13 protein-coding genes are annotated in these 25,223 nt (G+C 50.6%); 11 read left to right on the top strand and 2 right to left on the bottom strand.

Annotated features, from left to right (window positions below):
* Positions 1-42: 42 nt before the first annotated feature.
* Both HY774_10620 and HY774_10625 read right to left on the bottom strand, forming a co-directional pair.
* Positions 43-2,133 carry an SUMF1/EgtB/PvdO family nonheme iron enzyme gene (locus HY774_10620; GenBank protein MBI4748932.1) on the bottom strand — a complete coding sequence of 697 codons (2,091 nt, stop codon included), beginning with the start codon at positions 2,131-2,133 and terminating at the stop codon, positions 43-45.
* Positions 2,134-2,210: 77 nt separating this feature from the next.
* On the bottom strand, positions 2,211-4,232 hold the full coding sequence (locus HY774_10625) for a hypothetical protein (protein MBI4748933.1): 2,022 nt from the start codon (positions 4,230-4,232) through the stop codon (positions 2,211-2,213).
* Positions 4,233-4,455: 223 nt separating this feature from the next.
* Between HY774_10625 and HY774_10630 the strand changes: the two genes are divergently transcribed.
* From HY774_10630 to tssK, 11 genes are all read left to right on the top strand, one after another.
* Positions 4,456-5,535, top strand: coding sequence for a tyrosine-type recombinase/integrase (locus HY774_10630; GenBank protein MBI4748934.1), 1,080 nt, complete (start codon positions 4,456-4,458; stop codon positions 5,533-5,535).
* 357 nt (positions 5,536-5,892) lie between these two features.
* On the top strand, positions 5,893-8,463 hold the full coding sequence (locus HY774_10635) for a protein kinase (protein ID MBI4748935.1): 2,571 nt from the start codon (positions 5,893-5,895) through the stop codon (positions 8,461-8,463).
* Positions 8,464-8,817: 354 nt separating this feature from the next.
* Positions 8,818-10,530 (top strand): amidohydrolase, encoded by a 1,713-nt coding sequence (locus tag HY774_10640; protein ID MBI4748936.1) that lies wholly within the window; start codon positions 8,818-8,820, stop codon positions 10,528-10,530.
* Positions 10,531-10,614: 84 nt separating this feature from the next.
* Positions 10,615-12,807, top strand: a complete 2,193-nt coding sequence (locus HY774_10645; GenBank protein ID MBI4748937.1) for an FdhF/YdeP family oxidoreductase — start codon at positions 10,615-10,617, stop codon at positions 12,805-12,807.
* Between the two features lie 407 nt (positions 12,808-13,214).
* On the top strand, positions 13,215-16,001 hold the full coding sequence (locus HY774_10650) for a right-handed parallel beta-helix repeat-containing protein (protein ID MBI4748938.1): 2,787 nt from the start codon (positions 13,215-13,217) through the stop codon (positions 15,999-16,001).
* A gap of 434 nt (positions 16,002-16,435) precedes the next feature.
* The gene (locus tag HY774_10655) at positions 16,436-18,031 is read left to right on the top strand and encodes a SulP family inorganic anion transporter (GenBank protein ID MBI4748939.1); all 1,596 of its coding nucleotides are present in this window, start codon (positions 16,436-16,438) and stop codon (positions 18,029-18,031) included.
* 214 nt (positions 18,032-18,245) lie between these two features.
* Entirely contained in the window at positions 18,246-19,628 is a 1,383-nt protein-coding gene (locus HY774_10660; GenBank protein ID MBI4748940.1) for an AAA family ATPase, read from the top strand.
* Positions 19,629-19,717: 89 nt separating this feature from the next.
* Complete coding sequence (locus HY774_10665; GenBank protein MBI4748941.1) at positions 19,718-20,707, top strand: hypothetical protein; 990 nt, start codon at positions 19,718-19,720, stop codon at positions 20,705-20,707.
* A 150-nt stretch (positions 20,708-20,857) separates the two neighbouring features.
* Positions 20,858-22,708, top strand: coding sequence for a hypothetical protein (locus HY774_10670; protein ID MBI4748942.1), 1,851 nt, complete (start codon positions 20,858-20,860; stop codon positions 22,706-22,708).
* A gap of 340 nt (positions 22,709-23,048) precedes the next feature.
* On the top strand, positions 23,049-23,402 hold the full coding sequence (locus HY774_10675; GenBank protein ID MBI4748943.1) for a hypothetical protein: 354 nt from the start codon (positions 23,049-23,051) through the stop codon (positions 23,400-23,402).
* A 137-nt stretch (positions 23,403-23,539) separates the two neighbouring features.
* Positions 23,540-24,892: a type VI secretion system baseplate subunit TssK gene (tssK, locus tag HY774_10680; protein MBI4748944.1), complete on the top strand. Its 1,353-nt coding sequence runs from the start codon at positions 23,540-23,542 to the stop codon at positions 24,890-24,892.
* Positions 24,893-25,223: the final 331 nt, after the last annotated feature.

Here is a 25,223-nt window from a genome sequence, read left to right on the forward strand (position 1 = left end):
TCAAAATCAATCAGCTTTTTGAGCTTCAGCCAATCATTTGCCTTATCGAGTTTTTTTCAGCACTTCCGTCAACCGTGGATCATCGGCTGAAATCGCACATCGGAAACCAATCAACCAGCTTCGTTCTTCCTGGTCACTTTTTTCAAACTGAGGGGTATGAAACAGTCGTCGCGAAGTCCGGGTGTCTTCTGGTCCACCACGAAAACTGCCACCCCGCACCACTTTATTTTTGCTTCCGAAATTTGGGTCCGGCTGGGTGTTTCCGGGATAGGGTTGATAATCAGAATCGGTCCATTCAGCCACATTTCCAGCTAAATCAAATACTCCATAGGCACTGGTATTTCCTGAAATCACACCTGGCTGAACCGGGCTGGTTGAAGTTGCATTGGCCCGGCTCGGGTCAAATGAAGCGCCCCAGGGCCAGATATTTTTCAATTTGGCGCCGCGTCCCCAGGAAGCTGCCTTTTCCCACTCGATTTCATTTGGCAACCGTTTCCCAGCCCACTGTGCATACGCCCGGGCATCATCCCAGGTAACTCCCACAACGGGGAGCGTTGGACTGCCAAGAAAGTATTTTTCATTCCACCAGGGGTTGGTCGGAATCGCACGACCAGTTGCCTCACAAAAACGACGGTACTGATCATTGGTAACCTCAAATTTGTCAATATAATACGCTGGAAGCGTCACCGCCTGGGCTGGCTTTTCATTGGGTTGGTGATCATTACTTCCCAACTGAAATTCCCCTTCCGGAATATAAATCATTGGGCCCTGGTACTCGATTTCATTAGCTGGACTGATTTGTTGGGCCTGAAGTTTGGCGTCCACAACCTGGTTTTGGCCATTCTGGCCGACCACGGTGGTGGTAAATTCACCGTACCCTTCACACACGACCCGGAGGGCGCGGCTTCCTGCTTTCACCCCGGTCACGACTACATTTCCAGTATGAGCTGTGATACCTCGCGGAGCATTATCAACCAGAATGATACTCCCTTGGGGCGCTCCCTGAACCGTCATTGTAAAGCCAGCCTGATCAGTCAAGAACATGAACCCGACACAAAGTGTGACGAGTGTTGCCCAAACTGCACCGGCTGCCCACAGAAACCATTGTGGAGCGGAGCCGATTCGATTGGCAAAGAACCCAGTTCGGGCCCGGTGTGGTACGACCTGCCCGGCAGATTGATATGTTGTTGATCGGGATGAATAAGCTGAAGCATTTCGATCAACCAGGGTTCGTCGTTCAGAAGGCTCACTTCGGGCGGATCTTGAAGGGGAGACCGGGCTTCGGTCCCGTCCTGAACGCCGGCCAAGTGCCCGGAGGGCATCCTCAGTTGATCGAAAACGATTATTGGTGTGTTTCGCCATAAGACTCTCAACCGTTCTGGAAAGAAATAATGGAATATGTGGATCAAATTCGTGTAAGACCGGAGCTTCCGCATTGAAATTACAGTGCCATTCCAACCACCGTTGGTTCAGGCTATTGGAGCTCCCGCGATAAATATGTCGAAATGTATCTCGAAACCGTTTTTCACCAACCACCAGCTCATAAGCCAGAATACCAACAGCATATAAGTCTGCTTGAACCCGATCTGCCCCACGGTTTTTCTGAGGGTCAATCAACTCCGGTGCGGTGTATTTGGCAGTGCCGAGTTGATTTTGTGGGGGGCTTGAAATTGACTCCGCCAGCCCAAAATCAATAATCACCACGCTTCCATCCAGACCGAGCACGACGTTTTCAGCTTTTAAATCGCGATGGACAAATCCTGCTTGATGAAGCGCATTCACTCCGGTTAAGACAGGTATTAATAAATCAACCACTTTGTCAGCGGGTGTCGGCCCCGACCGGATAATATCTCGGAGGGTGTGGCCTTCAATATAATCCATCACCACAAAGTACCGGCCCTGCCACTCAAAAGCATCAAGCAACGAAACCAGATTGTGGTGTTCCGGCAGTTGCTTTAAAACCTGCCGTTCATGCTCAAATCGCTTGCGAATTCCCTGGTCGTTCGTTCCATGAGCCAAAATTTCTTTGACGGCAACATACTTTTCAAATCGCGGATGGAATGCTTTCCACACGGTCCCCATTCCGCCAGTGCCAATTTGTTCCAGCAATTCATATTTCCCGACGCGTTTCATATCCCTGCCCCATTTTGAAAGAAACCCTTCGAACCTTGAACTCGCTCAATGAGGAAATGACTGAGGTGCCACAAAGCCTATCTGGAACGAAAGGGAACTCTGACCGAGGTCCAGGCCCCTTCCTGAGCCCAACGGATTTCAATTTGGTCAGGTCGGATGGTTTCAGGAAACCGAAAGTCAATTGAATCAGTCGCAAGCGGATTGATCGGTTCAAATTGAATCTGAACTGGTTCAAGTTGAGTAATCTGTGCGAGTTGGGGGCCAGTTGAGGAACTTCCCGTACTGACTGCCATAAGTTCAATTTTACCAACAGGTTGTGTTCCAAGATTTCGGGCTTTTACCCGGATGATCTGGCCCGAATTTTCCTGACGAAGTCGAGTCACCGAAAATTCAACGGTGCCAGCCTGAAATACTTGTTCCTTGCCTTCAGTGCCCGTTTGCGTCAACTCTGATTTAGCCTGGATTCTCAGGTGTTCATTGCCAACCTTAAACACACACTTGAGACGGTCAACGGAAATCGTCCCCGAGTCAAAGATAAACCCTGAAACCAGCGGTGTGGTTATCAATGTCCGTGGAAATGGTTTTAAGATGGCGCGAGCCGTGACGGGTTGACCATTGGTATCCCATTGTAACGGCGAGATTTCGCGGGGTGTACTTCCCCGGAAGCGCTCCAAGCACACAATGGCCAGGGTCAATCCCTGGAATTCCTCTATGTAAATGCCAGCCAAAATTTCACCAGCCGTCACCTGCTTGACCTGGGCAGAGCGAACACCCAGTGTTTGAGTCAAATAATCAAGGCGATCCTGGGCAACCGATAAGGGCTGGCGTCCAGCAGAAGTGGGCTCACCTGTCCGGTAGACAACCGAAGCCATCGAGCCTGAGGTACCGCCGGTGATTTGATTCAAGCGGTGCACTTGATCTTGTTGGGCGGGGGTCAACGGGGAATCATTGATAGGTGGAATGCCCACGGATGGTTTCACTTGGGACTCGATGTTGGGTGAAGAAAGGATCGGAAAGGCTTTCGCATCGGGTGCGGCTGGTCCGGTTTGGTCAGCCACCGGAACTGGTGATGCCTGCAGCGAAACGAGTGCGGTTTGAACCCCAACCTGAACTCCGAGAACTGGCTGTGATGAGCCGGGTGCGTTCATCTGATTCACTTCGGATGACTCAGTTAGATCAAATAGAAAACTGCCTGCAACCGGTGTTTTCTTGATGGCTTCAGGGAGCGTTTGATGGGTAAACTTCGGCAGAATGGTGGTTTCCCTAAGGGTCCAGCTTGGTGTGGTCAACACCACCTTTTTGGATTTCGAGGCCGGAGCAATCCGCAAAACTGCCAGCAAATACTGACCTTCCCGACGAACCCAAAATGAAGTTGTCCCAAACTGGTTGGTTACCACACTCGCTGGGCGTTCCTGAAGAGACTGGTTGGTTAAGGCACGCAGCCGAGCTTTGGCTTCGTCGAGACTCACGGTTGGAAATTGTGATTCGGGGGCTTGTCCGGTCTGTGAGTTTGCCAAAAGTGGTGGATTGGCTGGACCATCAGGGTCCACAAACCGGCACCGATAGACCGTCAGCGTTTCACTTTCGGTATTATCTAATAGAATTGACAGTACTCGACCGTTTGCCAGCTTGATAGTCAGGTTGGTGACAATCCGGTCTCCGGCTGGATCATTGACTTTAAGGGGTTTGATCAGCAATAAGCGTGAGGACGGCTGAACATTTTTTACCGGTTGGGCTGATGTTTCCGGCAGTGGCTCAACCAGAAATCGGGCTGGGTTACCCACTAAAATTGCCTCGGGCAGGACTGGCAATTCAACCAGGCACACAAAATTAGGCCGGACCCGGAGATGATAGATCTTTCCATCCTGAATGGTTACTTCGTCGGTCGGCGCCTGAATCAGGGTCAGATTGGTCAGGGGAGATGACTCAGGTACCGACTGGTTCGCGGGCGGTGGCACTGCCTGTTGTCGGGTATTGGTTCGACCCGCCACGGTTTTTTTCGAATTTTTGGGTTTAGATTGAGCAGCGGCACGGTGTGATCCTGACAGAAAGAAAAAGCAACTAAGGATAAAAATTCCGAGCACCTGAATGTAACGCATAGGCTCTCCAGTCAAAAATTAAATTGCGGTTGAATGTGATTCTGTAGAGCAACTGGCGTTCCATTCAATTTTAAATTTCTTTTTAAATCTGGATTTGAGGTAGACAAGTCATAGGGAAGCCCGGTAAGCTACTTCCGATAATGAAGCTTATCAGAAGTATTTTTTGGTGAATCCGCACTGACTGCGATTCGCTATGGCTGTGAAAAACCGACTGGATTCGACTATGGCAAAACAAAAACCCAACCCAACCCTCTCGATCCCAGGGGAATTTGACCAGATAACGGACCTGACGGTGTCAACCCCGGCGGGAAAGGAATCGGCACTCATCCCGGTGAATGATTCGAAATCATTGATGCCGCTGGTCTTAGAGCGCCTGCGCGACTTTGTGAACAAATCGAATTCTGAAGCGACCCGCCGAGCCTACCGGGTCACTATGGAACAATTCCAGATTTTCCTTCGCAACCGGGGCAAAAATATTGTTCAGGCCACACCCGGTGATGTACTGGCCTTTCGAGATGGGCTGATCCAGGGTCCCAAACCCTTGAAACCGGCTTCGGTCACCTTGAGGCTGGCGGCATTGCGGAGCTTTTATAAGTATCTCCACCTGGCGGGTTTGGTGCCGATCAATCCGGCTGATACCCGGCTGGTAACGCCGCCACCGCCGCCCGAGATGGCCACCACCAATGCTTTGTCCCCCAAAGAAGTCCGCATGTTGCTCGGTAGCCCCGACCGCAAGGAGGTAACCGGTGCCCGTGATTATGTGGTGTTACTCCTGCTGGCGAGGCTGGCGTTGCGGGCCGCTGAGGTGTGCAGCCTTCGGAACCAGGATGTGATGCGGGTCTCTGCCCGTGATATTCGAGGGCGCTCAATCAACTGGGTTATCCGCGTCCGGGTAAAAGGAGGGCGAGAACGAAAACTCCCACTTCCAGATGATGTGAAATCTGCGATTGAAGAGTATTTAAAGCTGGACGATGAAATGCGACGATTGACCAAGGGGCTCAATCCGGACGCCGCGTTGATCCAGCGGACCGGGATGGGACGAACACTTGGAGGAAAGGCGCTGACCACTCGCGCACTTTGGAATATTGTCAATAAGTATGCCGAATATGTGGGGCTCGATCAGGTTCATCCACATTCATTTCGCCATACAGCCATCACCCGGGCACTGGATATGGGATTGAGTTACCGTGATGTTCAGATGATGACTGGACATAAGACCCTGCTCACGGTTCAACGCTATGATGCCCACCGGGAAGATATGTCGCGAAATGCCATCAATGAATTGAATTATGAGGATGAATAAAGATTAAATTCAATTCGGATTTAATTTGATGGGCTGTCTCCCTGGGGCGTGGATTCAGGTTTTCGGGTGGCCGGGTCTGGAGTATGATGAGAGCTTGTTTGATCGTTTGCTTATTTGGGGAAGTCCACTCCTTTGCCGCCAGCCCCTCATTTTGATTTTGGTTGTGTCGGCAAGGTACACGTTCCCCAATCTCCATCCGTCATTTGAACCGATCTTCAACCACTGGTCCGTCAACCAGGCCGTCCTTATCCGAAGGGTTTTGAGCAAAGGGAATTTATGGGAGATCTGAAAGAACCACCACCGGGGCACGGGGAAAACATATCATTGGGCAGTTCAACAGTAATTGACTCTTACCATTTGGAAAGCAGCACCCTCCCAACCCAGCACCAGTTGAACCAGTCCAGCACCGGCATTCGCACCACGGATTTAATTGGGCAGATGTTGGGAGACAAATACCGGATCCATCGGCTTCTCGGGCAGGGAGGGGCTGGGGCTGTCTATCACGCCACCCAACTTGACCTGGACCGTCCGGTGGCCATCAAGGTGTTACGGCCAGATGTTGTGTGTGATGTGGTGGCGATTGAGCGATTTCGCCGTGAAGCACGGGCGGCGGCCAAACTCCATCATCCCAACGTGGTTGCGGTCTATGATTTCGGCATGCTTCCGGAAATCTGTGCCTTTATCGCCATGGAATACCTGATCGGTCGTACCCTGCGGGAAGAAATTCGGAGATTTCCGACCGGGCTTCCGGTGGAAAAAGCGATTGGTATCTTTGATCAGATTTGTTTTGGTGTTCAGGCTGCCCACGATTTGAGCATCATTCATCGGGATTTGAAACCACAAAACATTTTTCTCGAAGAATTTACCAACGGACAGGTTTTGGCCAAGGTGCTTGATTTCGGGATTGCCAAAATGCTGGAAAGTTCAAATGAGGAACAGCTGATTGATCTGACGGGATCAATGCTGCTGGGGACGCCACATTATTGCTCGCCTGAACAATGTCTGGGTGAACCGCTCGATCACCGGTCAGATCTTTACAGCCTGGGGATTATGCTGTTTCAAATGCTGACGGGTCACCTTCCATTTGATGGAAACAGTTCAGGCGCTATCTTGATCCAGCATGTCAACGGACATCCCAAAACGCTGCGTGAATTCCGCCCATCGCTTCCACTGGCCCTGGAACGAGTTGTGTTGCGGGCATTGGAAAAAAATCGGAGTGACCGGCCAGCCTCAGCCCGTGATTTCGCGATCATGGTCAAATCGGCATTACAGGATGAATCCAGGTTTTTAACCACATCCATCAATTTAAAAGCTGAGACGACTGAAAAAACCGAAACCGTTCCACTTCCTGTCCGAATCCCCGAGGTTGACCCTCCAACTCTGGTTCAATCAACCATCGTCTGTCAGTCGGATGCAACTCCAATTTCTTCGGGTGAATTGCGTGAAAAGCTCAACCTGTCCTCACCCTCAAACCCAAGGCTCAATTCCACCTTTCCGATTGATATTGGCTTTGCCAAACGCCGGCTGGCGGTTCTGCCACTCCGCAATTTGGCCCGGATGGCCGATATTGAGTTCTTAAGTTTTTCACTGGCTGATGCGGTGATTTCACAACTGGCCTATGTCAAATCCTTGATTGTACGGCCTTCGAGCGCCATTGAACGCTTTCGCGATCAGGTGGAAGTCGAACAAGTCGCCCGAGCCCTGGATGTGGATACCGTTTTGACCGGAAACTTCTTAAAGGCTGGCGACACCTTTCGCGTCAGCGTGCAACTGGTTGATATTCCACTCAACGAGATTATCTGGCGGGAACAGTTTGATTTGCCGTTTGGCGATATTCTGGTTTTGCAGGATCGAATCGCTGAAAAAATCGTCGAAGGACTGAAACTGACGATTTCTTCGGCTGAGTTGGAACTTATCCACCGGGATGTGGCCAGGAATGCGGTGGCGTACGAGTTATTTTTGAAAGCCAAAAACTATAGCCACGATATGCATCAGAATCAGACTGCACTCGACCTGCTGAAGAGTTCGCTTGAAGCCGATCCGAATTATGCCCCGGCCTGGGCCGAACTGGCGATGCGCCACCTTCACATTGCATTGAAGGGATTAGGCGGGATTTCGCACGTGGTCGAAGCCCGAAAAGCGGCCAATCGGGCGCTTGAAATCAACCCCGACCTCCCCGAGGCGCTTTCTGCTTTGATGGGGGTCAGCGCGGAAATGGGTGATGTCTCGGAAGCCGTCCGAATTTGCTACCGATTGTTGGAAATTGCCCCGAATAATGAATTGACTTATCTGGGGTTGGGGCATGCCTATGAGTATTCTGGTCTTCTGGACCAGGCATTGCGGGCTTATACCCGGTCCATGCAAATCAACCCCAAATTAAGTGCTCCCTACACCCAGATTGCCGCCGTTTTGAGCCAGCGTGGACGATATGATCTGGCCTATGAATTTCTGACCACCCGTGATTGCAAGGAAGTCATGTGTGAGGTCAAAGCCTATTTACTTGGAATCCTGGCGATGCGCAAGGGGGAAAAGGATGAAGCCGTGCGCCAGTTTAAATCGGCTGAACAATGGAGTCCTCGCAGCCTCTGGGGGCGACTCAGTCTGGCCATGCACCTCAACCTGGATGGTGATCTTGCCGGCAGTCTTACCATTTTGGAGCAAATCCGGACCACGGTGACGAGTGGTGATAGTTGCTTCTACCTGGCACATCATTACACCACGCTCAACCAGCCTGAGATTGTGCTTGATTTGCTTGAGAAAGCGATTGATCGTGGATACTGCAATGTCGAAGGGTATGAACACGATCCAGCATTTACCGACCTTCATGCCCATCCACGGTTTACCGCATTGGTGAGCCGGGCCCGTGACCTCCAAAGCCAGTTTATGTCTTGTATGAATGAGCTTCAACGCAAAGAGGTGACCAGGTGACAGAAATAACCGGATGACAAGGGACGGGGTGACAAGGGGACAAGGGTGACAAGGGGACAGGGTGACAGAAATGACAAGGTGACAAGGCTGTCCAAAATTGATTGTTCCAGAGCCAAATCCATCTGGGAACGAACTGATCATTTCTTTTTCTATCTGCTAACTATTCACAATAAAAAAGATACCAGATAATCACCTTGTCCCCCTGTCCCCCCTCCCTTGTCCCCCTGTCCCCCTGTCACTTGTCCCCTGTCATCTGATCGGCTTGCCATTCGTCGTCCAGTCCAATAAAGTCAGCAACACACATCCTTTATTCAATCAATCCAATCAGTTCAAACTCCTTACACACCCAAAACAATGTGGTTGTGGCCAGTTCATTTTATGAGGCTTATTTCCTTTTTTTTAGTTGTTCTTTTCATTGGAACCCAAACCCTTCTGGGGACGGAAAAACCTGCGGACACCGTATTTCTCAACGGGAATGTTTATACCGTGTCTGATGCTCATCCACGGGCAGAGGCGATGGCCATTCGAAATGGCAAACTGATGTTTGTTGGTTCAACCAAAGAAGCGCGACGCCATATCGGGAAAGCGACCAAAGTGGTTGATTTGCAAGGGAAAACCGTGGTGCCAGGATTCACGGATGCCCACTGTCACCTGGCTGGAATTGGGCAACGTGAATTGCAGCTCAATCTTGAGGGAACAACCAGTCTCGACGACTTGCTTACCAAAATCAAGCAGCGGGTGGATCAAGCCAAACCTGGAGAATGGATCATCGGGCGCGGGTGGATCGAAACCTTTTGGACGCCGCCAGTTTTTCCGACCTGCCTGGATTTGGACCGGGTTTCACCCAAAAACCCGGTGTTTTTGCAGCGTGCCGACGGACACGGAGCTGTCGTCAACAGCCTGGTTTTAAAAATGGCGGGCATTTCCAAAGAAACTCCAAACCCGGCTGGCGGCGAAATAATGCGCGATCCGAAAACTGGCGAAGCCAACGGGATGTTGCTTGATAAAGCGAATTTTCTGGTCGTGCCCTACTTACCCCATCCGACAGCGGAAGATTCCACAAAAGCTCTGTTGCTTGGAATTGAACGAAGTCTGTCACTCGGATGGTGCCAAATCCAGATTGCCGGGAACTCGCGGGCTGAAATTGATTTGCTCAACAGGTTGTACCAGGACGGAAAGGTCAAACTTCGCATCTATAACGCCATTGCTGGACCTGGACCGGAAGCCGAAGAACTGATCAAAGCCGGGCCGAAAATTGGCGAATACGGCAATCGCTTCACCTTGCGGGGAATCAAGCTGGTACTTGATGGGGCGCTCGGATCAAAAGGAGCGGCGTTGCTTGAGCCCTATGCCGACTACAACACGACTGGACTCTTAATTTTAGAAGAAAAAGACGTGATGCCGCTGTTGAAAGAAGCACTTCGACAAGGCATCCAGATCGAAACGCATGCCATTGGTGACCGGGCCAATCGAACCATCCTGGACTGGTATGAAAAAGCGTTTCAGGCCGTGCCACCGAAGGAACGAAAAATCCGTGACCCCCGGTGGCGGGTCGAACATGCGCAAATTCTCAATCTGGCTGATCTTCCACGGTTTCAAAAGCTCGGTGTCATTCCATCAATGCAACCGTCCCACGCCATCGGAGACCTTCATTTTGCGCCAAGCCGAATTGGAATCAAGCGACTGGCGGGCGCCTATGCCTGGAAAAGCTTGCTCAAAACGGGTGTTGTGATTGCCGGAGGTTCCGACGCGCCGGTTGAACGAGGCGAACCGATGATTGAATTTTATGCCGCCGTCGCCCGAAAAGACCAAAAAGGATTTTCAGGTGAGGGCTGGCATCCGGAGGAAGCCGTCACTCGCGAAGAAGCCCTCAAAATGTTGACCCTTTGGCCGGCCTATGCCGCCTTTGAAGAAAAACTCAAAGGCTCGCTTGAACCAGGGAAACTCGCTGATTTTGTGGTGCTTTCCGCCGACATTATGAAAATCCCGGACCCTGAAATCCTCAAAACACAGTGCCTGATGACGGTGGTGGGTGGTGAAGTGGTATTTGAGAACAAAGCCAAATAGCGAAATAGCGAAGGAGTGATATTCCGTGTATTCCGTGGTTTCTCATTCTGAAAATCAAAAGACCAAAAGCGAAGGAGCATTGCTGTGAAAGTTCGGTCAGGTGGTGGATGGGCCGCAATCGGCTATACCCTGGAAAAGTCGTTTCGTGCGTTTGGTGGACCTCGCCAGTTCTGGCAACGCATGCTTTCACGCAATAGCTGCAAAACCTGCGCGGTCGGAATGGGCGGCCAGGCGGGTGGCATGCGCAATGAATCGGGACATTTTCCAGAATTTTGCAAAAAGTCGGTTCAGGCCATGGCTCACGATATGCAGCCACCGATTGATGTGAATTTCTTTCTGTCACATCCGGTTGACGAACTCGCCAGGTACAGCCCACGGCAACTTGAAAATTTGGGTCGGCTGGCGTACCCGGTGATTCGGGAAACCGGGAAAAAAAATTACAAGCGGATTGAATGGAATGAAGCTCTGGACCGGATTGCCGCCGCCATGAAGGCCACCACCCCGGATCGGACTTTTTTCTATTCCTCTGGACGGAGCAGCAATGAAGCCGCTTTCCTATTGCAATGGCTGGCAAGGGTTTACGGCACCAACAACGTCAATAATTGTTCTTTTTATTGTCATCAGGCGAGTGGCGTCGGTTTGGTGGACGCGGTTGGTTCGGGAACGGCAACCGTGACGCTTGAAGACGTGGAACAGTGCGATTTCGTGATGTTGCTCGGGGCCAACCCAGCCAGCAACCATCCGCGACTGATCACCCAGTTGTCAGATATGCGAAAGCGGGGTGGAAAAGTGGTGGTGGTCAACCCGCTCCTCGAAACCGGACTGGTCCGGTTTAACATTCCTTCCCAGCCGTTTTCTTTGCTGTTTGGGTCAAAAATCAGCGATCTGTACGTGATGCCGCGCATTGGCGGCGATATTGCTTTTTTAAAGGCTGTTTTAAAGATCGTCATTGCCGAAAAAGCTACTGATGACACTTTTATTCAAAAATACACCACCGGGTTTCAAGCCGTTCGCGAAGAACTTGACCGTGAATCGCTCGAAGGACTGGCCGCCAACGCCGGTGTCAGCCTGGATCAAATCAAGCAGGTCGCCAAACTGTACATGGCTTCGAAAAACGCCATTTTTATGTGGGCCATGGGGATTACCCATCATGAACATGGGGTGGACAATGTGCTGGCCATTTCAAATCTGGCGCTGGCTCGTGGAATGATTGCACGTCCCAACGCCGGATTGATGCCGATTCGGGGACATTCAAATGTCCAGGGGATTGGCTCGGTCGGGTTTGCTCCGCAGTTAAAGGCTGGGTTTTTGAAAAAGATGGAAGAGCTGTATGGACTTCCCATGCCTCAAGGGCCAGGGATGGATTCGATGCAGTCGCTGCAGGCTTCATACCATGGCAAGGTTGATTTTGCCTTGTTGATGGGTGGAAATTTTTATGCGGCAAACCCCGATCTGACTTTTGCCCGTGAAGCGCTAAGTCGTATTAAGCTGGCGGTTCACGTCAGCACCAAGCTCAACCAGGGGCATGTCTGTGTGTCACCTCAAGTTCCAGGCGGAGCGGTGATCATTTTGCCCACCTGTGTCCGCGATGAAGAATTACAACCCACCACTCAGGAAAGCATGTTCAGCTTTGTGCGGCTTTCGGAGGGTGGCATGCCCCAACCTTCACGAGAATTGAAATCGGAAGTTGAGATTGTGACCTCAATTGGGGCCAGGCTTCTTCCAAAAGATGGCCCAATTAATTTTGAAACGTTGAAAAATCACGATCATATTCGGACTCTGATTGGCAAAGTGGTCCCTGGGTATGCAAAAGTGAGCGACATTAGGACAACAAAGGCTGAATTTCACGTTGAGGGCCGGGTGCGCCACGAACCAGTGTTTCCGACCTCGGATGGCAAAGCCCATTTTACGACCTTCCCAACCCCAGGTGCTGAATTACCTGCCGGGTGGCTTCGCTTGATGACTATTCGGTCTGAGGGCCAGTTCAACACGGTGGTGTATGAAGAACATGATCGCTATCGAAACCAGCCAACCCGCGATGTGATTTTGCTCAACCCACAAGACATGCGCGATTTGGGAATCCAGGAAGGGGATCGGGTGACAATTCGGTCTGAAATTGGAGAAATGGCTGACATTCGAGCGGTTGCCTTTGAGATCAGCCGAGGATCCGCCGCCATGTATTACCCCGAATCCAATGTGTTGGTGAAAACTCAGGTGGACTCAAAAAGCGGAACGCCAGCCTACAAAAACACGCTGGTCACTGTGACCAAAGCCTAGTATTGTGTGGCGGATACGCACTCCCAGTTGAAATTCCCCAACCAGTTCCTGGCGCTCGATTTTTGCAAATAATTCAATTTCAAATAGTTACCAAAACCAAAGAGCTTTCCTCAAGCTCGGTCAACTCAATGAGTGACCACCCTTTCGCACGTTAGATTGTTCTAACGTGCAATCAAGGCCACCAGTTGGAGAGCGGTTGATGGTCAGAACCCGAATCCGCCAGCACTCTGTGGTCCTGGCTGACCGACAACTGCACGCTCCGATTGAAGAAAGAAGTAGGAAATGGAATGTTGAGAACAGTTTTTCTTTACACCGTTGTATTCACAGGTCTGCTGGCAATCTTAGTGCCAGGCAGGTCAGTCCTTTCATCTCTGCTATCGGCTCAACCAGTCGTGGCAAGCACTGCTTTGGCAGCCCCTCACCCTGGGCTGAAAACCCCGGCGCCACGCCAGGATCCAGATGAAGAATATGAGCAGCTCCCAGTATTTACGGTCACCAGTGCCAATGATCGTGGTGCTGGAACACTCCGTGAAGCCTTTGCCAAAATCCAGGAAGATGGAGTGAGCCGCCGCATCGTGTTTCATCTGGAACCATCTGATCCAAACTATGACCCTCAAACTGGTGTTTGGCGGGTCAAAGCCAAAATCCCCTTTGTGTTGACCAAAGACATGATTTTTATTGATGGGCTTTCACAAACGGAATATGGGGGTGATACCAATTCAAGTGGACCTGAGGTGGTGATTGATGGCTCGGACGTAAAACCCCAAATTGTGGATGTGGGTGAAACCAGTGTGTATGTGACGTCGCTGTTTTTGGTTTTTGGTGGGAGTAAAAATTGGATTCGCGGGCTTGATATTGTCATTCCACGAAATCTGGATTTCTTCAGTGGAGCAATCAGCGCCATCATTCTCTCGAAATCTTCCCCAACCGCGCCACCGATTACCAAAAATCGGATTACCGACTGCTTTATTGGGATCAATCCAGATGGAGAGACCATTCCAGTGGGCACCTGGAACGGCATTATTGTGGAGGCTGGCGTTCAAGAAACCCTGATTGAAAACAATGTGATTGTCAGTCCAGGAATTGATATTTCAATCACTGGTCAAGGGGAAGAAGAGCTTGAATCCTTGCGAACCGTCAAGACCACAATTCGAAATAATCGAATTGGCACGAATTCAAGCGGCACCAAGCGACTAACTCCGTTTGTTCGCGGACCGGTGAATTCGGCGCTTCCCCCGCCAACCATATATATAAAGGATCGGGCCAGTGAAAATTTGATTGAGCGCAATATTATTTCCGGGACCCGGTCAGGAGGTGTTGGACCCATCAATCAGTTTGTGAACACCACCTCGCTTTTTAATACCATTCGGGAAAATCGAATTGGGATTGGACCAAACGGCGAAAATATTGCCCCCAGTCGTGGCGAGGACCGTGGTGCCTATGCGATTGGAATCTTTGCCATTCCGGGCGATTTTGTTTCCAAGAACGTCATCGGCTTTTTCCCATTTGTCGGAATCTATGTCCGCAACCATAAGGGACTCGATGCCACCCAGCAGACTCGCATTCTGGAAAACCAGATCATCAACATCCCGGTTGGTATGCAGGTGGCGCAAGTTGACAACGTTCAAATATCAAAAAACACCTTTACCCGTTGTAGTCGAGGCGGTATCGCGGTTTGTGCCAAGGTTTTTACGGCGGCTGATGTCTTTGACATTCCGCCGATTAATCCGTTTGGGCTCGTGACCACCCGAGTCAATATCACCCAGAACAACTTCGTTCGGGTCCAGGGGCCGGGTATCGGGTTTATGGTTTCACCGGTTGATTTGTTTATTGGGAATTATTCGCCCAACTTGTTGACTGGACCAGCACTGGGGCCGAATTCCTACCAACCCTCTCCCCATATTGAATCAGCGACTTTGCGCACCGATGGGTCAATCGAAGTCAAAGGCCGGGTGACGGTTGCCGCGGATGGGACAATTGAGGTTTTTGCTTCAGGGCGGGATGAACTTCCTGACGCACCGCCCCTGGATGGCAAAGCATACGGAGTTGGAACGTTCCTCCAATCCATTCCCATCAAGCGAACTGATCGTGGCATGTTCACCATGATCATTCCTGCATCACGGGCTGCCAACGTCTATGCCTTGACGGCCACATTTACCGCGAATCTGGAAACGTCTGAATTTTCGCGCACCATCAACATTGCCGGTGCCCCTCCGCGACCAGATACTGAAGAACCAGTGGTTGAGGTGAGTTCACCCACACAGGAACAGACGATTCAATCCAGGCGCAATGCCACCATTGAGGTTGAGTGGTTTTCAACCGACAACAAAACAATTGCCAGCCACACCATCAAACTCTCTGGAATCCGCAACGAAGTTCCCTTTAATCAAACAGTGGCCACCGGCTTGCCTGGAAACATTTCCACCTTTTCAATTGAAGTCGTTCGGGATGACGTGTTTAACAATGGGCTGGTCACGGTGGAGGCGATTGACCCGTCGGGGAACATCGGGCGTGGTGAATCGGGGATCTTTTCAGTTGTGTTGCCACCTCCACCCGAAACCGAAAAACCGGAGGTCAGCATTTTGGCACCGACTGGAGGCACTGAATATGAATCAAAACTCGGCGCCGAAGCTTTGATTGTTTGGGTCTCAACCGACAATGTGGATGTGGTCGAGCATCAAGTGACTTTAAATCGAGATGGCCGACTGGAATCCCTGGCCTCAGGATTACCTGGTGCGGCACAAAGTTTTATCTGGAATATCCCGCTCAATACTTCAATTGCCAAAGCCACTGTGACCATTCAGGCTGAAGATGAAGCTGGAAATGTGGGCGAAGCCACCTCGGGAGAATTTTCGGTGGTGCCGCCAAAAGTGGTTGATACTGAAAAACCAGTTGTTTCGCAAATCACCCTTTCCAAGAAAAAAGTGGTTCGCTCAAAGGATGCAAGTATCGAAATCAACTGGACTTCACGGGACAACGTTGGCGTTGCTCGCCACGATATCAGCTACTCAACCGACGGACAGGATTTTTCAACCGTCGTGGTTTCGGGGCTGGCAGGCACTGTCCAGAAATTCACCTGGACGATTCCATCATCAGTGGCCAAAACCAAAACCGGCTCAGTCTTGATTGAAGCCAGGGATGCTGGCGGGAACGTTGGTTTTAGTTTTACTCCGCCAACGCTGGTTATTAAATAACACCATTGGGCGCTTATGGCCTGACTGGCTACTCTGTTTGATTTGATCAACACTTCATAAAGTTTCCGGCGGTTGCTTCTTTAAACTCGCCGGAAACTTTTTGTTTTTGTAAAAGAAATCTGAAGAAATGGAAACTCGCTTTCGGCCTGGCGCGGGTTGAGGCTTTCATTTCAGGTTTGATTTGAGATTTTTTCTTGCCTAACAATGGTTTCTAAGGGCAGTATGCAATTGTTCCGATTTCTTTCCCCAACCTCGGAACACCCCTTACATTACATGAACTGATCGCTTGCTTTATCTTGGTTCCCACCTGTGCGGGGAAGGGATTGTTGTCGTTCCAGGGACCAACGACCACTGACCCAGGTCAGGAACACCACAGGCGGGATGGTTTTATTGATTTTCGATTGATAGTTAAAACTGCAAATGGAGGACTTCTGATGACTGAAAGTGTAGCCAAACGAAGCTTGGCACCGTCAACTTTTGGCGCCGATATGCTGGCATCTATTGTCGTGGTGCTGGTGGCCTTACCCTTGTGTATGGGAATTGCCATCGCTTCTGGGCTTCCCCCGGCACTTGGGTTGGTAACTGGAATTATTGGTGGCGTACTGGTCGGATCAATTGCTGGCTCGCCATTACAGGTGAGCGGACCGGCGGCTGGTTTAGCCGTCATTGTCTATGAAATTGTTCAGGAACACGGGCTTGATACCTTTGGCATTATTATATTGCTGGCTGGTATCATCCAGGCGGGCGCGGGTTTGCTGCGGTTTGGCCAGTGGTTTCGGGCCGTGTCCCCGGCGGTGATCAACGGGATGCTGGCGGGAATTGGGATTTTGATTTTTTCCAGTCAATTTCACGTGATGGTTGATGACAAGCCCCGATCCAGCGGAATTGCAAACCTGATCTCCATTCCTGAATCGGTATGGAAGGGGATTTCCCCCCTGGATGGCTCGACACATCACCTGGCTGCCGCCATCGGCGTGCTGACCATCATCGTCATTTTGTTTTGGAACACCTTCGCGAAAAAAATCAAAATGGTTCCAGCCCCGCTGGTGGCGGTGATTACAGCCGTGATTGTCGCCGCGGTGATGAAGCTGGATGTGAAATATGTTCAAATTCCAGGGAGTTTTCTCGACATCCTCAACGTGCCCTCATTGGAATCGGTCAAAAGCATTACCCACTTTCCTATTTTTCTGGCCAGCGTTTCAGTGGCGTTTATTGCCAGTGCGGAAACCCTGTTGAGTGCCTCGGCGGTTGATAAAATGCACTCAGGCGTGAGAACCAACTATGATCGGGAGCTTTTTGCCCAGGGAATTGGAAATGCAATCTGTGGGATGTTGGGGGCGTTACCCATGACCGGGGTGATTGTTCGAAGTGCCGCGAATGTGGAAGCCGGTGCCAAAACTCGATTGTCCACGATTTTACACGGCATCTGGTTGCTGGTGTTTGTCCTGTGTTTTCCGTGGTTGCTTGAGAAAATCCCAACCGCCAGTTTAGCCGCGATTCTGGTGTTTACCGGGTATAAACTGGTCAACCCCACGAAAATGAAAGAGATATTGACCTATGGGCGAAGCGAGTTTGCCATCTATCTGGTGACTGTGATCGCGATTGTGGCAACCAATTTGTTGGAAGGCGTCCTGATTGGGTTGGGGATGTCAATTGCCAAGCTCATCTATGTCTTTACCCATCTCGATTCACGACTTGAGGTGACTGATGGTGGCAAACACGCCCGGTTGACCATGCGGGGGAGCGCCACTTTTATCATGCTTCCGAAACTGGCCGCCTTGCTTGACCAGGTTCCCCCTGGTGCTGAGCTGCAGGTTCATTTCGAGTCGCTTGATTACATTGACCATGCCTGTCTCGACCTGTTGATGGATTGGGAAAAACAGCACGAGTCAACTGGTGGGGAAATGTGTATTGAGTGGGATGAACTCGAAGCCAAATTCCACCGCCGCCGACCTGAATGGTCAAAAACTCCTGATCGTGTGGCAAAATCTGAGAGTGATCCGGATAAAGAACTGGCGGTCAATAAATAACACCATTTTGCAATGAAGTGTTTGTATGATCAAAAGGCTAAGTTATTGATAAATTACTCTCTTCCTTAACCCTTAGCCCGGTACCCTCAGCTAAAAATGGTATAGCAGTCCTCACCTTTGGAGTACGGCGGCTTTCGGATGCTTGATTTCCTGACAACTGCTGCTCAAAGCGGCGTCAAGTCGCCACACTCCAAAGTTATTTGGACCAAAACTTATGGACCTTTTTCAGGCTCAACGCGCCAAAGATATTGAAGCTGAATCTCCACTGGCTGCCCGCATGCGGCCCCGCACCCTCGAAGAATTCATTGGCCAGGAACATATTTTGGGAGAAGGAAAATTACTCCGGCGGGCCATCCAGGCCGACCAGCTTTCCTCGTTAATTTTTTCTGGGCCGCCTGGAACTGGAAAAACCACGCTGGCGCGGATTATCGCTAATTCCACCCGGGCGGCTTTTACCTCAATCAATGCCGTTTTGGCCGGAGTAAAAGAAATTCGGGATGCGGTGTCCGCTGCCCAGGAACGCCGGGCCTATCAAGGCCAGCGCACCATTTTGTTTGTGGATGAAGTCCACCGATTTAATAAAGCCCAGCAGGATGCCTTACTTCCCTGGGTCGAAAACGGGACCGTGATTTTTATCGGGGCAACCACTGAGAACCCTTATTTTGAAGTAAACAAAGCACTTGTGAGTCGGTCCCGAATTTTTCAATTGCGATCTTTAACTGAAGATGACCTGCGAAAAATCGCACTGAGGGCACTTCAGGACTCTGATCACGGGTATGGAAAGGTGAATGTCCAGCTTGCTGAAGCGGCACTTGAGCACCTGGTCAATGTTGCTAACGGGGACGCCAGAGCCTTATACAATGCACTGGAACTGGCGGTTGAAACGACTCAACCAGATGTTGAGGGGATCATTCACATCACGCTGGCAGTGGCCGAAGAATCCATTCAACAGCGGGCAGTGCTCTATGACAAAGAAGGGGACGCCCATTTTGACACCATCAGCGCTTTTATTAAGAGTTTGCGTGGTTCTGACCCTGATGCCGCTCTCTACTGGCTGGCCAAAATGGTGTATGCCGGTGAGGATCCCCGATTTTTACTCCGGCGAATGCTGATTCTGGCCTGTGAAGACGTCGGCATGGCAGATCCACAGGCACTGGGGGTCATAACAGCCTGTGCCGATGCCTTTGACCGGGTTGGATTGCCTGAAGGCCGGTATCATCTTGCCCACGCCGCGCTCTATCTGGCAACCGCCCCGAAATCAAACAGTTCAATGGGTTTTTTTGATGCGCTGGCCGCAGTTGAGCGTGAAATGGAAGATGAAGTGCCAACCCATCTCAAAGACCCAAACCGTGATCGGAAAGGATTTGGACATGGGGAAGGATATCTCTATCCTCATGCCTACCGTGACCATTGGGTAAAACAACAATACCTGCCGGATAAGTTACAGGGACAATTTTATTACCAGCCTTCTGATCAAGGGTACGAAGCCCGCATTCGTGAGCAGGTTCTCAAAAAACGTGAGGATATGACCAGGCAAGAACATCAAAAATCAAACGAGATGACCCCGTCTCCGCGACCTGGAACCCAGCAAAAATGACCTGCTGGAAAGTTCCAGAAAAAAACTTAAAAAATATGCGAAATACTTTTCAGAAATCTGCATATAACAATGAAGGAGATCGAAAATTTATGGAGAATACAATTTACTTATATTTGTTGGGGGCCTTACCTGAGCGTGAGCAACAGCAACTCGAACAGAAATATATGGTTGATGATACAGAGTTTGAAGAACTGCTGGCCGCGGAGGACGATTTGCTGGACGCCTATGTTCGTGGGGAGCTTTCCACCACCCAGCGTAAACAATTTGAAACCCATTTTCTGGTTTCTCCTCGACGACAAAAACGCCTTGAATTTGCCCGCGCCCTGGCGATTTCATCAATGAGCGCCCATCCGGCGACCGTTGGCGACAGTGCCAGAGTTTCAGGTTCCTTTATGAACTGGGTAAGTTCGTTATTCCAACCATCCGGCTTAGGCTGGCGGTTATCGTTTGCCACACTTGCGCTCGCGATGGCTGTTGGCACAACGTTATTTTTGATTCGTGAACAGCCAATGCCGGTTCTCCCTGATCAAACTGGCCGAAATGATCCGGGAATGCTGCCCTCCCTGCCTCCATTGGGAGGCGATGCCAACGCGGTTGCGCCACAACTCGATCAAAATAAAGATTCGAAAAAAACTGGGTTGCAAGCCGACGCCAATAAAAAACAGCCCCGGCCTGGGACTGGAAAAGGCAGTACTCCAAAACAGCCGACCACCCTGTCATTTGTCCTGACACCGGAAAATGTCCGGGGCGCCGGTGAGGCAACGGATGCGGGTTCGGATGAAAATCGGATCGTGGTGCCTCCTGGCGTTGAAAAAATTCAACTCAAGATTGAATTGGAACCTGGCCTGGACGAGTATAAATCCTATTCTGCCGTCATCCGAACGGTTGAAGGTGTTGACGTTGTTACCCAAAATAGCGTGAAACTGGTTAAATCAAAGTCAGGCAGTGTGTTACTGCTCCCAGTCGCCGCCAAATTGCTGTCAACAAATGATTATATTATTTATGTTTCGGGAACGCTGCCCGGTGGTGAGGTTGAAAGCATTGTGAACCCCACCATGACGGTTGTCATGAAGCAATAACTCTCCCCCTGTAAGACGCTTATCCTCAACACGCCCCCCGCCCTGGGGGGCTTTTTTTTGAGATTGCCAGGGAATCGAACGTAGTTTGAGCCTGTTCCACATTCAACAGTACCTTGGAATTCGTGAATAGTCTCATGGAAGGAGTTCGGTATGTCTCGCCCCAAAATCCATCCAGAACTGGTGGCTACGATTACATCCGCTGTCCCAAAACGATTGATTTCCAAACTTGACGCGCAACCGACCATTGCCGAAAAGTGGGCCTGGAAACGGTCGGAACTTGACCAAAAGAGTGATAAATGGGTGGTCAACGTTGAGAGTGGTGAAATCGTTACATTGCAAACGGCTGATGGTGTGGTACGGATGGCTGAACATATCCAGTGCAGTTGTCTGTTGTCGCCGAAATGTTTTCATATTTTGGCAGCCGTCAGTGTGTTGGAACCCGACAGCCAGACCGAACCTGAACCAGCTTCCGTGACCATGGAAGCCAAAGCTGAACTTTCCTTTTTATCATCTGAACAGGTATGTGCCGCGCAGACACTCTGGAAAGCTGCCTCGCAGGTGCTCATGGTTGGCGGAAATGGTGCTGGGGCGGTTCTACAGGCTGAACTTCTTCGCGCCGTGCATACCTGCCGGAGTCTGGGACTGCACCGTATGGCGGCATCTGGGATTCGGGTCGTGCAAGGGATTCGAAATCTTCGATCAGACCGGCCAGAATTTAACCTTTCCGGTTTGGGCAAAGACATTTACGAGCTATTAAAAGTCACGTGGGAACTCGGCGGACGGTCCGAAACCTCAGATTCAAGAGTCGCCACGCCAGAGCAAATTGGAACTGCTCGTCGGGCCTATGAAGAAGCTGGGAACCTCAAACTGGCAGGTATTTGGACTGAACCAATCCTGACACGAACCGGGTATGCAGGCGTGGTGACATACCTGGTTGATCGGAGCCAAAAAATATACAGCCTGGCCTCGATATTGCTGGGAGACGAAACATCATCCCCGCAAGCCTATGGTGCTTCGGCTGGGTTGGGTGACCTGGCGGTCCCGCATCGGGATTTAAGTCGGGTGGGAGTCTTTGTTGAAGGAGCAACTGTTTCTCCTGAAGGACGATTGGGAACTGGTTCTGCTACTCGGGGTGTGAAAGCCGGCCCACTTTCCTGGGGTGACCCAACCGTGCGGGCGCTGTGGGATGTCCCGTTACGCCTTCAGCTTGAACGGGCATTCCAGACCGTTTCAACTTCCAGGGACACGGCTTTTGTCGGAAGTGACGTGCTCTTTTTCAAAGGAACCCTGGTCGGTGCTGATAAAGATGCCTTGTTTATTTCTGTCCTGGAAGCCGCTGACCAGCCGTCTCTGATGGTTCGTGGCGTACTGGCTTCTGACCACTCAGCCCTTGTTTTTCGAGACAATCTGAAACTCCTGGCTCAAAGTATCGGAGTCACTGCCTGTTTTATTGGTCGGTTCATTCCGGAACAACCTAAAACCGTGGCTTTACTTGCGGTTGGAGTACAAGAACCCCAACCGGCAGCCGCTGGAGCTGGTGTTGATGTTGAAACTGAACCACGACTCCGATTTCCTTCGGCCTGGATGGCCCACTGTAACCTTGGCCTGGATCGGCTGCAGGGAAGTTACTTACCACCTCCAGTGAGTGCCTCATCCCTGTTGACTGATCTTTTCGATCAGGCTTTTCAAGTCAAGGATGAAAATCCCCTGCTTCAACTCCAGCGACGCCTGGAACGCATGGTGTTGGGTGGCAAGGCGACGCTGACCCCCGAGATGCTTTCCACCATTGACCGCGAAACTGCCTTGCTTGAGCGGCGGCTCCTCCCAACGGCATCTATCTTGCTCAGGAACCTGGCAAATACTGTATGCTCAACCGAACGCACCTTATCAGGTGGGCACCGAACAGTCTCCCCGACTGCGCTTGCCGAAGCCTGGGTATCGGCCATGACTTACACCCAATCCGCATTGAATGCCTGGTATCGGGGACTCTGGGAACGGTGAAAAAGCGACTGACGGCCGTGTTCAGTTGGTGAACACTGTGTAGCAACTATCCATAGAGTGTGATGATCCCCGGCTCTGGAAACAGGGGTGGCCCAGTTTTTATTCAAATCAACCGGAATCGCCCTTATGGTCCAAATTATTGAAAAAAAAGATGTTTCCTGCGGTTATGTGCAAAGAGTGGATTGTTATTTGAAATGAGAGCCCGGTCACACCATCGTCCATCAACAACTGGCATAAAATTTGCACAGGTTAGACGATAATCATATTCTGCTTTTCAAATTCAGTTGGGCCAAGTATGCTTACGCGGCTTAACAGCTTTCATCATACTCACGGAGAATCTATGTACAACACACTGCGGAACCTGAAGGAAGTCAGCTTTGGAAAACTTCTCACAGGCATCGTATGTTTGGTCGCTATGTTCTGGTTGATGGGAAGCGTTCCTGCTCTTGCTCAATCAGGACGCAAACCTGAGGCTCAATCGCCTCAAACCAAAAACAAACCCGCACCACCTCAGGATGCCAATCTTCCAGACGCTGAAGAAGAAATATTTCTGGATGGTGGATTGAGCACAGCGGAAGTCTTTGCCCCAAGTTTTATTAGCAAACGGTCAGCCCCACTTACCATCGGAAAACCAAAGAACACGAAACCACAATCAAAGGTCCTCATTATTCCAAACGGCCCGGTTCAAAATTAATTGCTCTTATTCGTTGAGGATCCTTGAACGGGAGAAAAACCAGAAGGTTTTTCTCCCGTTTTGTCTTTCCGGCATTCGATTTGCACTGATCACAGTGAAATTAAATAAAAATTTACTTGTGAAGAGGTTCAATTCCGATGGGATATACACGAAAACTTGTTTGGTCCGAAGGCATGCGGATTACTCCCCACCATTTCCAACAGTGGGATCACTATGTTGATGACCAGATTACGGCACGGGTTCAATCACTGACTCACTATGGGTGGGGAATTGGCGACCTGAGGATCAACCGGGAAGCAATTGCCAATGGACAAATTGTGATTGAACGGTTAACGGGGCTGCTGCCTGATGGGATGTGGATTCAACTGCCTGAAAGCGAGCCTTGTCCGCCGGTTCGGAATTTTAAAGATGTGTTTCCTCCAACTGAGGACCACCTGGATGTGTATCTGGCCATTCCACACCGTCAGCCAGGAACCAGAAACTTTCAATTGAATGGTCAGCTTTCAAGCCAGCCAGTTCGGTTCCGACAAGTGGTGGGAACCGTGGTGGATGAAACCCGAGGCGAAGGCGAAATCCAGCTTGGGCAGGCGCTTGGGAATTATCAAATTCTGGTCGGACCTGAAATCCGGGAGGGGTTTTCGGCCTTGAAAATTGGCGTGATTACCCGAAGTGCAACGGGTCAATTTATTTTGGACGAACAGTTTATTCCGCCGCTCATTGACAGTCAGAGTTCTGACTGGCTGAGAACCGAGTTTCGCAAAATCATTGAAATCCTGATTACCAAAAGTTCCAGTCTGGGCGATCAACGCCGGCAGGGCGCCAACTCACTGGTTGACTTTACTGCTTTGGAAGCAAGTGCTTTCTGGCTCCTGCACACAATCAACGGTGCCATTCCCAAGCTCAAACACCTCTATGTCACCCGTGCTGTCCACCCAGAGCGGCTTTACACCGAACTGGCAGGAGTGATTGGCCAGCTTATGACTTTTGCACCACTCCGTCATCCCAAGGACATTGTGGCCTATGACCACACTGATTTGCGACAGACCTTTAGCCGGTTGTTTGCCGATTTACGAGATCTGCTTGAAATTGTCATTTCGACGCGATGTGTTGCCATCCCGCTGACAAATGTCCGGGAATCTGTCTATGTTGGTCGGGTTGAGGACGAACGATTGCTGCAGGAAGCCAGCTTCTTCCTGGCAATTCGGTCACAAATGCCGGAACGCGAAGCAATTGTCAAAGCTCCACGCATGATTAAGGTTGCGGCTTCTGATCACATTGACCGGGTAATCGGAGTGGCCATGCCTGGTGTCCCGCTCAACTACGCCGCGGCCCCACCGGGCCCGATTCCTACCCGTCCGGGATTTGTGTATTTTGGATTGGAAACAGTTGGTCGGTTTTGGGATGTGATTCGTGGTTCAAAATCAATTGGTATTTATGTGCCGAATGAATTTCCAGAGGTAAAACTGGAACTCTATGCTGTAAAACCTTGAGCCAGAGAAGGTTTACCTAAACCTGAGGATTTCTGAAACAAAGACAGAGAAAGTCTCAGACCACCGTTGAGGTTCTGGGCTTTCTCTGTCTTTTTGGGTTCCCAGTGGAAAAAACAAATCTCTCTGAAAAAGTTCAGAGTTCAAGCTTTAGCTTGCGCATACCAGGTTGCAGTCAGTGGTCAGTAGTTCGTCAGCAATTCCCGGTGAGTCTGTAAATGAAGAAAAGAAAGGAAAAAGGAAAAAGAGTTTCCGCGCTGAGAAGAGAAAAGAGAAAAGAGGGAGGAAGGGGAAAAAAGAGCAAGCGGGAAAGTAGGGGTGAGGAGGGCCGAAA

This window comes from Acidobacteriota bacterium, assembly GCA_016208495.1.
Taxonomy (GTDB): Bacteria; Acidobacteriota; Blastocatellia; order Chloracidobacteriales; family Chloracidobacteriaceae; genus JACQXX01.

What these genes read in the sequence shown, in the direction of transcription:
- HY774_10620 (MBI4748932.1), bottom strand. Translation starts at nt 2,133, where the DNA reads ATGAAACGCGTCGGGAAATATGAATTGCTGGAACAAATTGGCACTGGC.
- HY774_10625 (MBI4748933.1), bottom strand. Translation starts at nt 4,232, where the DNA reads ATGCGTTACATTCAGGTGCTCGGAATTTTTATCCTTAGTTGCTTTTTC.
- HY774_10630 (MBI4748934.1), top strand. Translation starts at nt 4,456, where the DNA reads ATGGCAAAACAAAAACCCAACCCAACCCTCTCGATCCCAGGGGAATTT.
- HY774_10640 (MBI4748936.1), top strand. Translation starts at nt 8,818, where the DNA reads ATGTGGTTGTGGCCAGTTCATTTTATGAGGCTTATTTCCTTTTTTTTA.
- HY774_10655 (MBI4748939.1), top strand. Translation starts at nt 16,436, where the DNA reads ATGACTGAAAGTGTAGCCAAACGAAGCTTGGCACCGTCAACTTTTGGC.
- HY774_10660 (MBI4748940.1), top strand. Translation starts at nt 18,246, where the DNA reads ATGGACCTTTTTCAGGCTCAACGCGCCAAAGATATTGAAGCTGAATCT.
- HY774_10665 (MBI4748941.1), top strand. Translation starts at nt 19,718, where the DNA reads ATGGAGAATACAATTTACTTATATTTGTTGGGGGCCTTACCTGAGCGT.
- HY774_10670 (MBI4748942.1), top strand. Translation starts at nt 20,858, where the DNA reads ATGTCTCGCCCCAAAATCCATCCAGAACTGGTGGCTACGATTACATCC.
- HY774_10675 (MBI4748943.1), top strand. Translation starts at nt 23,049, where the DNA reads ATGTACAACACACTGCGGAACCTGAAGGAAGTCAGCTTTGGAAAACTT.
- tssK (MBI4748944.1), top strand. Translation starts at nt 23,540, where the DNA reads ATGGGATATACACGAAAACTTGTTTGGTCCGAAGGCATGCGGATTACT.